The sequence below is a fragment of the Telmatobacter sp. DSM 110680 genome (assembly GCF_039994875.1).
Taxonomy (GTDB): domain Bacteria; phylum Acidobacteriota; class Terriglobia; order Terriglobales; family Acidobacteriaceae; genus Telmatobacter.
In genome coordinates, this window is sequence record NZ_CP121196.1 from 2,478,520 (window position 1) to 2,491,866 (window position 13,347).

Here is a 13,347-nt window from a genome sequence, read left to right on the forward strand (position 1 = left end):
CAATGACAAACGAAGATATACCGAATCTGCCGGAGTACAACGACTCCGCTCTCGATCAAGCCTTTGCTGCATTGGCACAGCAGGCCACCGACGAAGCCGCCGCGATCGTGAGTCCTGACGACGTAGAAGCGTTCCGTCTCTGGTGGGTGGGCCGCAAGCAAGGTCGCCTCAATGACGTCTCTGCCCGCTGGCTCAAGGCCGCTCCTCCCGCAGCGAAGAAAGCCGTGGGCGAGAGATTCAAGACTCTCAAGGAACTCGTCGAAGGCCTCATCGATCAAGCTTCCGGTTCCGGTCCCAGTGACGCAGCTCTCGCGGCCGAGGCCATCGACATCACGCTGCCCGGCACGCGCCGCCTCACCGGAGCCGAGCACCCGATTACCCGCACAATGAACGAAATCGTCTCGGTCTTTGCGGCTCTCGGCTACTCGGTCGGCGTCGGTCCTGAAGTCGAAACCGACTTCTATAACTTCGAGTCCATGAATTTCCCACCCGGGCACCCCGCCCGCGACACGCAGGACACTCTCGTCATTGCGAATCAAGACCGCCGTTCACAGCGCGACCGTCTTCTGTTGCGCACCCACACCTCGCCCGTGCAGATGCGCACCATGGAGCAACAGCCGCCACCTATCCGCATCGTGATCCCTGGCAAAGTCCACCGCAACGAAGCGCAGGACGCGACGCACTCCGCGATCTTTCACCAGGTAGAAGGCCTCTGCGTTGACACCAACATCACCTTCAGCGATCTCAAGGGCACGCTGGATCACGCCATGAAGGCCCTCTTCGGATCGTCAGTCAAAACGCGCTTCTTCCCATCATTCTTTCCGTTCACCGAACCCTCCGCAGACGTGCAGATCAGTTGTATCTTCTGTGGCGGCAAAGGCTGCCGCAAGTGCAAGCACTCAGGCTGGATAGAACTGCTCGGCTGCGGCATGGTTGACCCCGCTGTGTTTGCCTTCGCGGCGGAAAAACAACCCGCCTACGATCCCAAAAAGATCAGCGGCTTCGCATTCGGCATGGGCGTCGAGCGCATCGCCATGATGAAGTACGGCATCAGCGACATCGGTCAGCTCTACGCGGGAGATATGCGTTTTCTGGGGCAGTTCGCATGAAGATTTTGACTAAGTGGCTTCGCAATTATTTACCCGAGCTTCCTGTGTCCGACACCCAGCTCGCTGAAGATCTCACTCTCCGCGGTATCGCCGTAGAAGGCATCTTCGACCTCGGCGCGAACAATGGCTCACTCTTCGAGATGGACATCACTACCAACCGCGTCGATGCCATGAACCACTACGGGATCGCACGCGAAGCCGCGACGATTTATGGCGTAGCACTTAAGCAGCTTGATGTGACGTTGCCTGAACACACTCCATCCACCAATTCGTTTCCCGTCAAGATCGAAGCCGAAGATGCCTGTGGCCGTTTTACCGCGCGCGTCCTCCGCAACATCACCATCGGCAACTCGCGCGACTGGTTCTCCGGCGCAGAAGTCTCAACATACTTCGGTCTCCTTGAACAGAAGCAGATATCCAACGCTGTCGACGCCACCAACTTTGCATGGCTCGCGATGGGCCAACCCACGCACGCGTTCGACCTCGACAAAATCGAAGGCGGCATCATCGTCCGCCGTGCCCGTAAAGGCGAAAAGCTCAAAACCCTCGACGGCATCGAGCGCACGCTTGATCTCGAAGACCTTGTGGTCGCCGATCACGCAAAACCTCTCGGCCTTGCAGGCGTCATGGGCGGCTGGGACACGATGATTACGCCTGAAACGAAGAATGTTCTCGTTGAGGCCGCGTGGTTCGAGCCCATGGCCGTGCGTCGCACTGCACGCCGTCACGGATTGCACACCGACGCCAGCCATCGTTTCGAACGTGGCGCCGACTTCAACGCCGGGCCGGTCGCGTCCGTCATCGTCAGCCGTATTCTGCTCGCCAACGGCGGCCACATCGAAGGTGATCTCGTCGATGTTCGCGTCCCTGCATGGGAATCCCGCACAGCCAACCGTCAGCCCATCACGCTGGCACTCAGCGAAGTCCATCGCATCCTCGGCACGACAGAAAACAAGGAAGGCATCACCGCGTCCTTCGTTGAATTCACTCTTACCGGTCTCGGCTGCACCCTGACCTCAACCTCCTCACAGGCCCCCGCGTGGCGGGTCAGCCTTCCCAGTTGGCGCCTAGATCTCGAACGCGAAATCGACCTCATTGAAGAAGTCGCCCGCGTGTATGGCTACAACCGTTTCGCCAACACTCTCCCCGCATTCGGCGAGGGCGTCGAAGCCTTGCCGTGGGCCGAAGCCGAATCAGAAGTCCGCCGCACTCTACTAGCCGCCGGATTCCACGAGGCCATCGCCAGCACCTTCTGCTCCGCTCAGGAAGCGGCGCTCACCGCACCCATACCCGGCCAGATCGTTCCGATCGGCAACCCACTCAGCGACGAAGCCGGCGTACTCCGTCCGTCCCTGCTTCCGGGCACTCTCTCAGCGGTCGCTGCAAATCTCCACCGCGATGTCAGCGACGTGCGTATCTACGAAATCGGCACGGTCTTCACCGGCACCACAGAAAAAGTAGAAGAGCGCCCCGCTTTGGCATTTGCCGCTGCTGGAGCTCTTCCAGACCAAAGCGCTCTCCATCCCGGCCGAGCCATCGAATTCCACGATCTCAAAGGCATCGTCGAACAAGTTCTCGCGCGCTTTCAAATGCGCACCGTCTACTTCGACCGCTTCCCCGCAGATTCCGGCCTCGCACCCGCATGGCTGCATCCCTATCGTTCCGCGCGCGTGGTTGTGGAGGGCCTCACCGCTGGCTGGTTCGGTCAGCTGCATCCGGCCCAGGCTGCCGCCCGCAAAATCAAGGACACTGTCATCGTCGGCGAACTGTATCTCGACCGCCTCTACAAGTTGCCGCTGCGCAAACCCTCAGCGCGCGACATCTCTCGATTCCAGCCCGTACGGCGCGATTTCTCCCTGGTTCTAGATCAAAGCATCGCGTGGGAAAAAATAGACCAGGCGCTCGCGTCTCTCCAGATTCCCGAACTCGTGGACTGGCGCGCCCGCGAAGTTTTTCGCGATGCCCGCCTCGGTGCGCACGATTATGCACTCCTCGTCAGCGCCACCTTCCAGGCTCCAGACCGCACTCTGCGCGAAGAGGAACTTCAATCATTCCAATCGCGAGTTGTCGAAGCCGTTAACAATGCCGGTGCGCGCCTCCGAACCTGACCCGTGTCGGGGTAGTTTCTTCGCAGTTTCCCTCAGCTTCCGCCGCTCGCTCGTGGAGCTATACTTCCCGAATACAGCGCAATTGCGCGGAGGTTATTTTTCATGTCGCCATCATCCCTGGAATCCCAGATCGCGGAACACCCCGAAACCGAGCACTCTGAATTGCACGACCACGATTCATCCGCGAACCTTGCCCTCAGCAGCAGCGATTTTTCTGCTTTGGAAGAGCGCGTAGCCCGCACCGTCAATCTCGTGAAGTCAGAGCGTCACGCTCGCGCCGCTGCCGAGCAGCATGCAGAATCTCTCCACGCGCAACTCAGCGAACAGCAAACAATTGTCAAAAATCTGCAGGAAGAAATCCGCGCCCTCAACGCTGAGCGCGAACAGGTTCGCCAGCGCGTTGATCGCCTGCTTTCACAACTCGACGCACTTGAAGTGTGAGGTCTTCAATGGCCAAGGAAATTCAGCCCGGCACTCCCGGTTACACCACCGTCAGCATCTACGACCAGATGTATCACCTGCGCGGTCAAAACCCCGACCACATCCGCCAACTCGCGGATCTGGTAGACAGCAAAATGCGGGCCGTGGCCGCGCACGGTCGTACCGTCGACTCGCTGCGCGTTGCCGTCTTGGCCGCCCTCAACCTGGCCGATGAGGTTTCGCAAATCTCCGGTGTCGATGCGCATGAGGGCCGGGCGCGGGCCGCTCATCTGCGCGAGATGCTCGATGAGGTCCTCGAAGACGAGCGCAAAATCGGCTAATAGCTAGCGTCGGTACTCGAATTAATCGAAACATACCGGGGACCATTCCACTGATTCGCTGATTGCTCACGCGAAATACCCTACCTCACTCGGATGGCACAGATCCGCCATCCCATTTCGCTTAATCCTGCGGTAAACTTGCTCCCATCCTGCCGTTCACACTCGCTCAGGGGGAGCACCCATGTTCGGTGTTTCGACTCGTCTTTCCGTCTCGCCCAGTCTTCTCGCCGTCGCTCTGCTTGGCACGTTTGCCAACCTCTACGCACTCGACGCTGCCAAACCGGATGCCCCCAAGCCCGGCATGCCCACCGACCCCAAAGCCATGAAGACCTACAAGGATGCCATCGACTGGCTCAAAATTGGTAAGCGCGGTGAAGCCATTGACTCCTTGCGCAAGGCCGCCAGGCAGGATGGTCATTGCACCGAGTGCCTGCGACAGGCCTATTCGCTGGCCACCAGCACCGGGCAATACAAAGAAGCAGAAGAGATCGCCCGCGAGTGGCTAACGATCGCCGCAACCGATGTCGACCGCGCCGCCGCTCACTATCGCATTGCCATCGCGCTCCAGCAGCAGGGAATCAACGACAAGAAAGATAAGTGCTTCGACGAAAGCTGCGGCGAATTCAAATCCGCCTTGCAACTCGAACCGAAGTTTACGGCGATTCACTACGCCATGGGCGTGTCGCTCGCCCACATGCATCAAGACGATGCAGCCCGTGCTGAGTTCTCCAACTTTCTTGCCACCGACACCGCGACACCCAATGTGCACGAACGCGCCCAGCGGTACATTGATCGCGTCGAACTCGCACGAGCCCGCATGGCTCCGCCTTTCTCCATCACAACCATCGATGGCAAGCAGATCTCTCTTGATAGCCTCGCCGGCAAAGTCGTGCTCATCGATTTCTGGGCCACGTGGTGCGGCCCTTGTCGCGAAGCTCTCCCCCACATCCGCGAAATCGCTCACCGTTTTCAGGAGCAGCCCCTCGTCGTCATCAGCATCAGTCTCGACAAAGACGAAAACAAGTGGAAAGATTTCGTCGCCAAAAATCAGATGACCTGGCTGCAGTATCGCGACGGTTCATTCACTGGCCCCATCGCCAGAAGTTTCGGAGTTAACGCAATCCCCGCGACCTTCACCATTGATGCCGATGGCGTTCTTGAAGATCAGCATGTCGGCGACGCCAGCATCGAAGGCAAACTTAAAAAACTAGTAGCAAGTGCCGCTGAACTCGCCAAGCATAGATCGCCCGCGCCGACTCTGGAACCGCGTCCCACTGATGCGCCGGTTGCCGATAAGTCCCCGGGCGGCCTCAACTGAAGCGCCCTTGCGGATCAATTTATTTCAATGGAGATTCGTGATACTTCAACCGAATTCGAGCGCCTGCAATCCGCGAACGACGAGCTAGCGAGGCGGTTTGACGACCGCGCAGATTTCATGGTCCTATCGAAATAGTGCGATTTGGATAATGTGCTGCCTCCCTCGCCTCTCCGACAAGCCCCGTCTGATTCTTGAACGACTCTTGCTTCTTCTCAATACAACACCGCATCTGTACGTGCGCATCGAAGAGTGCATCCCCGGCCGGTCCCTGAGATCGTCGTTCGTCAGCAGGACCAACAAAATCACTCATACACGCGTCCTTTTGAGGCGCCCCCGGTAAGCTAACGTGTCCCAGCAGCGCACCGGTTGGAGGTCTGTTTGAAAACCGTACTTGCAGCATCCTGCTTATTCGCCTTTGCCATCGTCGCACCCGACTACGCACAGCAACCTAATCTTTCAAAACAATTTCCGCTTCCCCATCTGAGTGGCGGCGGTCACACCGTTCTCCCTCATTCGGGCGTGGAGTCCAGAGAAGACATTGGCATCCGCGCGCACACCAACTATAAAATCTTCGTTCCCGCCGGCCGTGATCAGTTCGGTTTTGCCGAAGGAGACGTGCACGCTAACGGCACAGCGGCCGACACCGCGTCTCCGGTGGCCGGCTATTATGCTGAAACACCTGCCTCGCTGGGATGTCTCTATGGTCTCGCCCACGCCGTTCCCTACTGCAACCCCATCACCCTTTCCAATTCGAATGATGCCGGAGGCGGCTCAAAGGCCATCGCTATCGTCGATGCGTACGATTACCCCACCGCATTGAAAGACCTCACGGCATATTCAAAGAACTTCGGCCTGCCAGTTCCCACCTCGTCTACGTTCACCGTGACCTGGGCCGGCAGCAAACCATCGCCTGATCCCGCATGCGCTAACGTCGATGGCTGGCAGTGCTGGGCGACTGAATCTGCAACCGACATCGAAATGGCTCACGCCGCCGCTCCCCACGCCCACATTTATCTTGTTGAAGCAGCTTCCAATAGCTTCACTGACCTATTTGCTGCAGTCACCAAAGCAGTCGCTCTGGTCAAAGCTGCCGGTGGCGGCGAAGTCTCCATGAGCTGGGGCGGAAGTGAGTGGGACACCGAAAGCAGTGAAGACTATCGCTTCAATCAGAGCAAAGTCGTTGTATTCGCGGCCACCGGCGACGTGGAAGGAACTGAATATCCTGCTGTCTCTCCCAATGTGGTCGCAGTCGGGGGCACAACTGTCACTCGCAGTCCCTACACCCTCGACTTCGAACAGGAAATCACATGGGAGGACGGCGGCGGTGGCGTCAGTCTGTATGAACCTCTTCCTGCATACCAGAAAAAACTAGCCGCCGAGCTTCCCGGTCGCGGAATTCCTGATGTAGCCGCCGACGCGAATCCGCGCACCGGCGTGTGGGTCTACGACAGCTATCAGAACACCTACAGCGGTATGCTGCAGCCGTGGAACATTGTTGGTGGCACTAGCGTCGCCGCTCCGCTGTGGGCAGGCATCGTGAATCACGGCGGCTCGTTTGCTGCATCCAGTGCTGCTGAACTCACTCTCATCTACAACACCGCAGCTTCCAGCTCATATACGCGGGACTATCGCGATATCAACTATGGCACCTGCGGCTACTACGACGGATGGTACGCGCAAACCGGATGGGATCCCTGCACCGGTAACGGAGCATCCACTGGCCAGGCAGGGAAGTAGTAACGCCATTCGCCGAAGCCCTTCGCATGATTCGAACAAATGTGAAGGGCTCTGTATTGTACGATAAGCCACATTTGAAAAGGCTTTCCCAAATGTGACCGTCGTTTCCTAGCACATCAAAGCGTACCCGCACAAGACTTGCAATTCCTCGCCAACATCCATACAGTCAGCAATAGAAACCGGCCTGCAAAGCAGGTGGGTGGTTAACGCTGGTTGAACCAACATTCATTGAACAGGGGCTCTACTCGTACAAACTGGTTCTGTGTGCCGTGTCCGCCAGTCCGGAATGCCTAATGAACCACGGGGAGCTCCGCCGTCTTAGGACGGGTTCACCAGCGCATCACCTACGGCCCAGTGGGCCGGGTTCTACTTAAGCGGCAAAGTCCACCTTGCCGCTAATCCTTCTGTCGCTTTCGCACTCTGACCGATATCCGCAGTCTGAACCGTTATCCTTGGTTCAGTGCATCCCGTCCTCTTCCACATTGGTTCGCTCGTCATTCCTTCATACGGCGCAATCGCCGCGGTAGGAGTTCTGCTTGCACTTATGCTCGCGCTGCACACCGCGCGCAAGCTTAAGCTCGATCCCAACAAGATCTGGAATCTCTCCATCCTCATGCTCTTCACCGCGCTTCTCGGTTCGCGACTGCTTCTAGTCATCGCGAACTGGACGGTGCTACGCCACCATCCTCTCTGGCTGCTCAGTCTCGCGATGATTCATCATCCGCTGCTCGCCGCCATCGGCAGTTTCATCGCCCTGGCGGTTGCCACCGTTTACGTACGCAAAAATCATTTGCCATCTCGCGTCGTTGCCGATGCTCTCGCCGCCCCCGCGGCGCTGGCCCTCGGTGGGGAACAGGTGGGCGCTCTGCTTGCCGGTTCCGGTTATGGTGCCGGCGCGCACGTTCCATGGGCCATCGTCTACACTGACGCGCTCGCGGACAGATGGAGCGGTGCGCCACTCGGCATCCCCGTCCATCCAGTCCAGGCTTACGTCGCACTTTGTTTTTTTGCAATCACCCTTGGCCTCATTCTCTGCTTGCCGCGTCGCCGGCAAAATGGAGATCTCGCCGGCCTCTTCCTCATGGCAACCGGCGTGGTTTTATTCATCACCGAATTCTGGCGCGACCCCATCGGCCGTGGTGCGATGCTCGGCGGATTTCTGAAGGGCCCTCAGGCAGCCGCCATCCTCTTAGTGCTCGTTGGCGCATTCATTCTTTGGGATAGTCCTTCGCAACAGCTCGGGGTTTCCGTCCCATCCATCCATCCTGCACCTTCCGCCCATTCCGCAATCGAAAGGCCATCCCATGGCTGAGCCGCGCACGCCTGCAGTGCCGCGCACAATCGCAGTTCCACCTGAAGCCGCAGGCCAGCGTCTCGATGCCTTCATCGTCACGCAACTTGAAGGCGTCAGCCGTTCACGCGTCCAGTTGCTTCTCGATCAAGGGGACGTCTCCGTCAACGGCGCGCAAGCGAAAGCGTCTCTCAAACTTCGTGGCAGCGAGCAGATCCTCATCACTGGCGAACCCCATCCCGCGCCCCTGAAAGCCACGGCCCAAGACATTCCTCTCGACGTCATCTTCGAAGACAAACATTTCGCCGTGGTCAACAAGCCCGCCGGCATGATGGTGCACGCTGGCGCAGGTGAAACGGAAGATGCGCGCAACTCCAACACCCTCGTCAACGCACTCCTCTTCCGTTTCAAGGCGCTCTCTGCAACCGGCGGCGACCTTCGCCCCGGGATTGTGCATCGTCTCGACAAGGACACCAGCGGCCTCATCGTCGTTGCCAAAAATGACGCGGCCCATGCCGCGCTAGCCGAACTCTTTTCCACGCGTCAAATCAGCAAGACCTATGTCGCACTGGTGCACGGCTCCGTCGAAAGAAAGAAGGGAACTATCAATGCTCCCGTCAGCCGCGATCCTGTGCGCCGCACCCGCATGACCACGCGCCCCGCCGACAACGCCCGTTCCGCAGTCTCCCACTATGAGGTGGTCCGCCGCCTCGACACCCGGTTCGGCAAGTTCACGCTGGTAAAGGTCCGCATCGAAACCGGCCGCACTCATCAGATTCGAGTTCACATGGCGTCCATCGGCCATCCTGTCGTCGGCGACTCGCTTTACGGCGCTTCGTCGCAACTTACTGATCAAGTCGCCGCACAAGCCGCTCCCTCCCGTTCCGCGCGCCGTAACGCCGAACCGCAACGCCTCAAGCTCAACCGCAACTTCCTCCACGCTGCTCAACTCGCCTTCACGCATCCCATCACCGCCAAATCACTGGAGTTGCTAGCCCCCCTCCCTCGCGAGCTTGAAGATTTCCTGGTCAGCCTCGAACAAGGTCGAACAGACTCCGTCAATACCTCCGTAACGTGAACGATGCCGGATCATCGTGCGCCATTGATAAGATAGGAAGCGATATGAGCACAAGATTTTCAGGCCTGGTTCTTGCCGTGGCAGTGTGTGTCTGCACATTGCCGGCGCAGCAGCCTGCGCAGACCCCGCCGCCGCAACCCTCGACAGTGCCCACAGCCCAGGCGCCCGCGCAACCTCCGGCCGCACAGGCGCCTGCGTCTCAAGCCCCGGCGGGTCAGCAACCGGCTGCCCCAGTTGCGCAGGACCAGGACATCGGCCCTACCCTCAAACTCGGCGTAAACGAAGTCAACTTGATCTTCACCGTCACTGACAAGAAGGGCCACTACATTCCCAACTTGAAGCAAAGCGACTTCGCCTTGCTCGACGATCAAAAAGCGCCTGCAAAAATCACTTCCTTCCGTCAGCAGATCAACCTTCCTCTCCGCGTAGGCATCGTCATCGACGCCAGCACCTCCATCCGTTCGCGCTTTCAGTTTGAACAACAGTCGGCGACGGAGTTCCTGCTGCAGATACTCAAGGCCAAGAGTGACCGCGCCTTTGTCATGGGGTTTGACGTGACGCCGACCGTAACTGCCGATTGGAGCAATAACATTGATGCCCTCGAGAATGGCGTCAATCGTCTTCGCCCCGGCGGCGGCACCGCGATGTTCGATGCCGTCTACACTGCATGCCGCGACAAACTCCTCGATGCCCGCGGCCAGGAACCCGTCCGCCACGCCATGGTCCTCATCTCCGACGGCGATGACAACCAGAGCCGCGTTCACCTCGACGAGGCCATCAAGATGTGTCAGCGCGCCGAAACCATTGTTTATGCCATCAGCACCAACTGGACCCCAAGTCGCGGCAAGGGTGATCAGGTCCTTACGCAACTGTCCAGCGACACTGGCGGACAGGTCTTCTTCCCGCCCTCAGTTGAAGAAATGTCCAACAGCTTCAAAAGCATTGAAGAAGAATTGCGCAGTCAGTACGCGCTGACCTACACGCCTGCGGACTTCAAGACCAACGGGGCCTTCCGGCCGATCTATCTCTACTGCAATGACCGCCGCTACATCGCCCGTGCCAAGAAGGGCTACTTCGCTCCGAAGGACTAGCAGCGACCCCGCTTCAGCAGTCAATGTATTCGATCATCAGATCCATGTGAGTAAAACTAGGTGCCCCATCCTTTCGACGTTTTCTGTCGAAAGGGTGGGATTGCACGAACCCTGTCCCATTTCGGCACCCAACGTCCCCAATCATCCGATTTCGAAACGAATCGAGATTGTTCTCGCACGTGCCGTCCTTACTTCATCGAATCTGCGCTTAAATGAGGCAGGAGACACTCGGTGATCCGCCAGGCCATCTCATGCGACATATGCGGAACGGAAATGCTCAATGCCAATCACTGGTTCGTCGCCTACGATCGAGGTGCGGAACTACGCATCGGCCCATGGAGCGCACATGGCCGCATCAAAGCGTCCGCCCGGCATCTCTGCGGACACAAGTGTCTCCATAAACTGGTCGACGATTTCATGGCGAAGACATTCGGTGTGCAGGCGTCTTCATCTGTAGCGCCAGCCGCCAAGGCCGCGCTCGCCATACCATGCCCGGACACGAGCCTCACCCGGATGGGTTCGCATCGGATGCAAGCTCTTCCCATTATCGGCACGCATCTTGAGGAATTTGAGTCTTCAGCCCAACTCATCAAGGCGACCGAAGTGACTGTGTCGCGAGCCGCATCTGGCTCGACCGCCCTGCGCGCCGAAGCTTGGAAACGTGAACGCCAGCGTCAAGCAGAACAATCCGGCGCACCGCGCCGCTCCATCGCCTGACTCTAGTCCTGCTCCTATTACCTAGTCCCCAGTCTCTGGTCCCTGAACTTCTTTTTCCAGCAACTTCAATAACTCTGCCTCATCGAGAATCGGCACCTTCAACTCCTGAGCCTTGTCCAGCTTTGATCCCGCCTCTTCACCTGCAATCACGTAGCTCGTTTTTTTGCTGACGGAACCGGACACCTTTCCACCTGCAGACTCAATCCTGGCTTTTGCTTCCTCCCTCGAAAGGTTCGGCAATGTTCCCGTCAGGACGAGCGTCATCCCTGCGAGTTGTGTCGTGCGCTGCTTTTTCTCCGCCGTCATCTTCACGCCGGCGCGCTTCAGGTGTTCAATCAACTCACGATTCGCAGGCCGCGCAAAGAAATCGATAATTGCCCGGGAAATCCGTGGTCCGACTTCCTCGGCACGTTCCAGTTCTTCAGCGCTCGCATTCATGAGGTCGTCCATCGATCCAAATTCCTGCGCCAGCACATCTGCCGTACGTTCACCGACAAAGCGGATGCTCATCCCCATCAAAACCCGCGCCAGTCCCGCGTGCTTCGAGTTTTCAATCTGCTTCAGGAGTTTTTTGATCTCCACTGGCCCGAAAACGCGTTGCCGTTTCTTCACGCCATTGCGTTCAACTTCTTCGGTGAGCGCCGCCAGCTTCTCTTCGTTCAACGCGTAGAGATCGGCAACGCTTTTCACCACCCCCTGGGTCGTCAACGCGTACACCGAAGCCTCGCCCAGTCCTTCGATGTTCATTACGCCACGACTGCCCCAGTTCTCCACCGCTCCCTGCAGCAGCGCCGGACAGTCCACATTTACGCACCGGTAGTCTGCCTCTCCCTCCTCGCGAACTGCAGCGCTTCCGCAAATAGGGCAGACCTTCGGATAAACGAAAGTCCTGTCGCCACGCGGATGTTCGGCGTCCTCCACGATCTCCGCCACTTTGGGGATGACATCACCCCCGCGCTCAACCTTGACCCAGTCGCCGATCTTCAACCCCATGCGCTCGATCCAGTCGGCATTGTGCAGCGTCGCACGGCTTACATTCGCCCCGCCCACAAATACTGTGTTCAGCATCGCTGTAGGCGTCAGCTTGCCACTGCGTCCCACGCTGATCATGATGTCGTACATCTGTGTAATGGCCTGCTCTGCCGAAAACTTGTAAGCCAGCGCCCATCGTGGCGCGCGTCCCGTGTATCCAAGTCTCTGCCGTGTAGCCTGCGCATTGACTTTGAAGACGACGCCATCGATGTCGTAGCCCAGCGTCGCTCTGCGCTTTCCGGCCGATTCGATGTATTGCATCATCTCTTCCACCGTGTGCATCCGTCCGCGATGCGGATTCACGCGAAATCCCAGCGCCGTCAACGCATCCAGCGTCTGCTCTTGCCCAATCGCCACGTACTCGCCCTGCGTCAGCAGAAAGTAGGCATAAACATCCAGCCGTCGTTGCGCCACCACGCTGGGCTCTTTCGTGCGCAGTGTGCCCGCTGCGGCATTGCGAGGATTTACCGCGGGCGCCAATCCCTCCGCCTCGCGGTCCTTGTTCATCTTTTCGAAGGCCTTCTGCGGCATCACCGTCTCGCCGCGTACTTCAAATTCTTGCGGAACCCCAGCTTTCTTCAAATGCTCTGCCGAAATGCTCAGCGGCACGCTCCGAATCGTCCGCACGTTGGTCGTGACTTCCTCACCGATCTGCCCATCCCCGCGCGTCAATCCGCGTACCAGCCGTGCGCTGCCATGAGGACCAGCCTCGTAATGCAATGCCAGGCTAAGTCCATCAAGCTTCAGCTCCGCCGTGTACTCCACCGGCAAACTTCCCGCCAACTCGCGCACACGCCGATCCCAGTCGCGCAATTCCTCTTCGCTGTAAGCATTGTCCAGGCTCAACATCGGCCGCGAGTGCCGCACCTTCTGGAACCCCTCCGCCGGCTTCCCGCCAACGCGCTGCGTGGGCGAATCCTCGGTCAGTAACTCCGGATGCTCCATCTCCAGCTTTTTCAGCTCATTCATCAGCGTGTCGTATTCCTGGTCGCTGATAACCGGCGCATCCATCACGTAGTAGAGGTGCTCATGCCGCCTGAGTTCCGTGCGCAACTCCTCGATGCGCTTCTCCGCCTGTGCTTTGCTCGTCTCACTCATCGCAACT

General features: G+C 58.6%; 11 protein-coding genes. 10 read left to right on the top strand and 1 reads right to left on the bottom strand.

Annotation, left to right across the window (positions count from 1 at the left end; translation table 11 throughout):
• Positions 1-2: 2 nt before the first annotated feature.
• From pheS to P8935_RS10270, 10 genes are all read left to right on the top strand, one after another.
• A complete protein-coding gene (gene pheS, locus P8935_RS10225; RefSeq protein WP_348265329.1) occupies positions 3-1,109 on the top strand; it encodes a phenylalanine--tRNA ligase subunit alpha in 1,107 nt (368 codons plus the stop codon).
• Complete coding sequence (gene pheT, locus P8935_RS10230; RefSeq protein ID WP_348264892.1) at positions 1,106-3,217, top strand: phenylalanine--tRNA ligase subunit beta; 2,112 nt, start codon at positions 1,106-1,108, stop codon at positions 3,215-3,217. Before pheS ends, pheT begins: the two co-directional genes overlap by 4 nt.
• Before the next feature lie 102 nt (positions 3,218-3,319).
• Positions 3,320-3,658 (top strand): hypothetical protein, encoded by a 339-nt coding sequence (locus P8935_RS10235; protein WP_348264893.1) that lies wholly within the window; start codon positions 3,320-3,322, stop codon positions 3,656-3,658.
• 8 nt (positions 3,659-3,666) lie between these two features.
• Complete coding sequence (locus P8935_RS10240) at positions 3,667-3,978, top strand: cell division protein ZapA (protein WP_348264894.1); 312 nt, start codon at positions 3,667-3,669, stop codon at positions 3,976-3,978.
• A gap of 181 nt (positions 3,979-4,159) precedes the next feature.
• Positions 4,160-5,296, top strand: coding sequence for a redoxin domain-containing protein (locus tag P8935_RS10245; protein ID WP_348264895.1), 1,137 nt, complete (start codon positions 4,160-4,162; stop codon positions 5,294-5,296).
• Positions 5,297-5,674: 378 nt separating this feature from the next.
• A complete protein-coding gene (locus tag P8935_RS10250) occupies positions 5,675-7,033 on the top strand; it encodes a hypothetical protein (protein ID WP_348264896.1) in 1,359 nt (452 codons plus the stop codon).
• A gap of 460 nt (positions 7,034-7,493) precedes the next feature.
• On the top strand, positions 7,494-8,345 hold the full coding sequence (locus tag P8935_RS10255) for a prolipoprotein diacylglyceryl transferase family protein (protein ID WP_348264897.1): 852 nt from the start codon (positions 7,494-7,496) through the stop codon (positions 8,343-8,345).
• Complete coding sequence (locus P8935_RS10260) at positions 8,338-9,402, top strand: RluA family pseudouridine synthase (protein WP_348264898.1); 1,065 nt, start codon at positions 8,338-8,340, stop codon at positions 9,400-9,402. The genes P8935_RS10255 and P8935_RS10260 overlap by 8 nt, the downstream gene beginning before the upstream one ends.
• Positions 9,403-9,446: 44 nt before the next feature.
• A complete protein-coding gene (locus P8935_RS10265; protein ID WP_348264899.1) occupies positions 9,447-10,493 on the top strand; it encodes a VWA domain-containing protein in 1,047 nt (348 codons plus the stop codon).
• 231 nt (positions 10,494-10,724) lie between these two features.
• On the top strand, positions 10,725-11,210 hold the full coding sequence (locus P8935_RS10270) for a hypothetical protein (RefSeq protein WP_348264900.1): 486 nt from the start codon (positions 10,725-10,727) through the stop codon (positions 11,208-11,210).
• 21 nt (positions 11,211-11,231) lie between these two features.
• On the opposite strand, the gene ligA is transcribed toward P8935_RS10270, so the two are convergent.
• Positions 11,232-13,340 carry an NAD-dependent DNA ligase LigA gene (gene ligA / locus P8935_RS10275; RefSeq protein ID WP_348264901.1) on the bottom strand — a complete coding sequence of 703 codons (2,109 nt, stop codon included), beginning with the start codon at positions 13,338-13,340 and terminating at the stop codon, positions 11,232-11,234.
• Between the last annotated feature and the right edge of the window lie 7 nt (positions 13,341-13,347).

What these genes read in the sequence shown, in the direction of transcription:
- pheS (WP_348265329.1), top strand. Translation starts at nt 3, where the DNA reads ATGACAAACGAAGATATACCGAATCTGCCGGAGTACAACGACTCCGCT.
- pheT (WP_348264892.1), top strand. Translation starts at nt 1,106, where the DNA reads ATGAAGATTTTGACTAAGTGGCTTCGCAATTATTTACCCGAGCTTCCT.
- P8935_RS10235 (WP_348264893.1), top strand. Translation starts at nt 3,320, where the DNA reads ATGTCGCCATCATCCCTGGAATCCCAGATCGCGGAACACCCCGAAACC.
- P8935_RS10240 (WP_348264894.1), top strand. Translation starts at nt 3,667, where the DNA reads ATGGCCAAGGAAATTCAGCCCGGCACTCCCGGTTACACCACCGTCAGC.
- P8935_RS10245 (WP_348264895.1), top strand. Translation starts at nt 4,160, where the DNA reads ATGTTCGGTGTTTCGACTCGTCTTTCCGTCTCGCCCAGTCTTCTCGCC.
- P8935_RS10260 (WP_348264898.1), top strand. Translation starts at nt 8,338, where the DNA reads ATGGCTGAGCCGCGCACGCCTGCAGTGCCGCGCACAATCGCAGTTCCA.
- P8935_RS10265 (WP_348264899.1), top strand. Translation starts at nt 9,447, where the DNA reads ATGAGCACAAGATTTTCAGGCCTGGTTCTTGCCGTGGCAGTGTGTGTC.
- ligA (WP_348264901.1), bottom strand. Translation starts at nt 13,340, where the DNA reads ATGAGTGAGACGAGCAAAGCACAGGCGGAGAAGCGCATCGAGGAGTTG.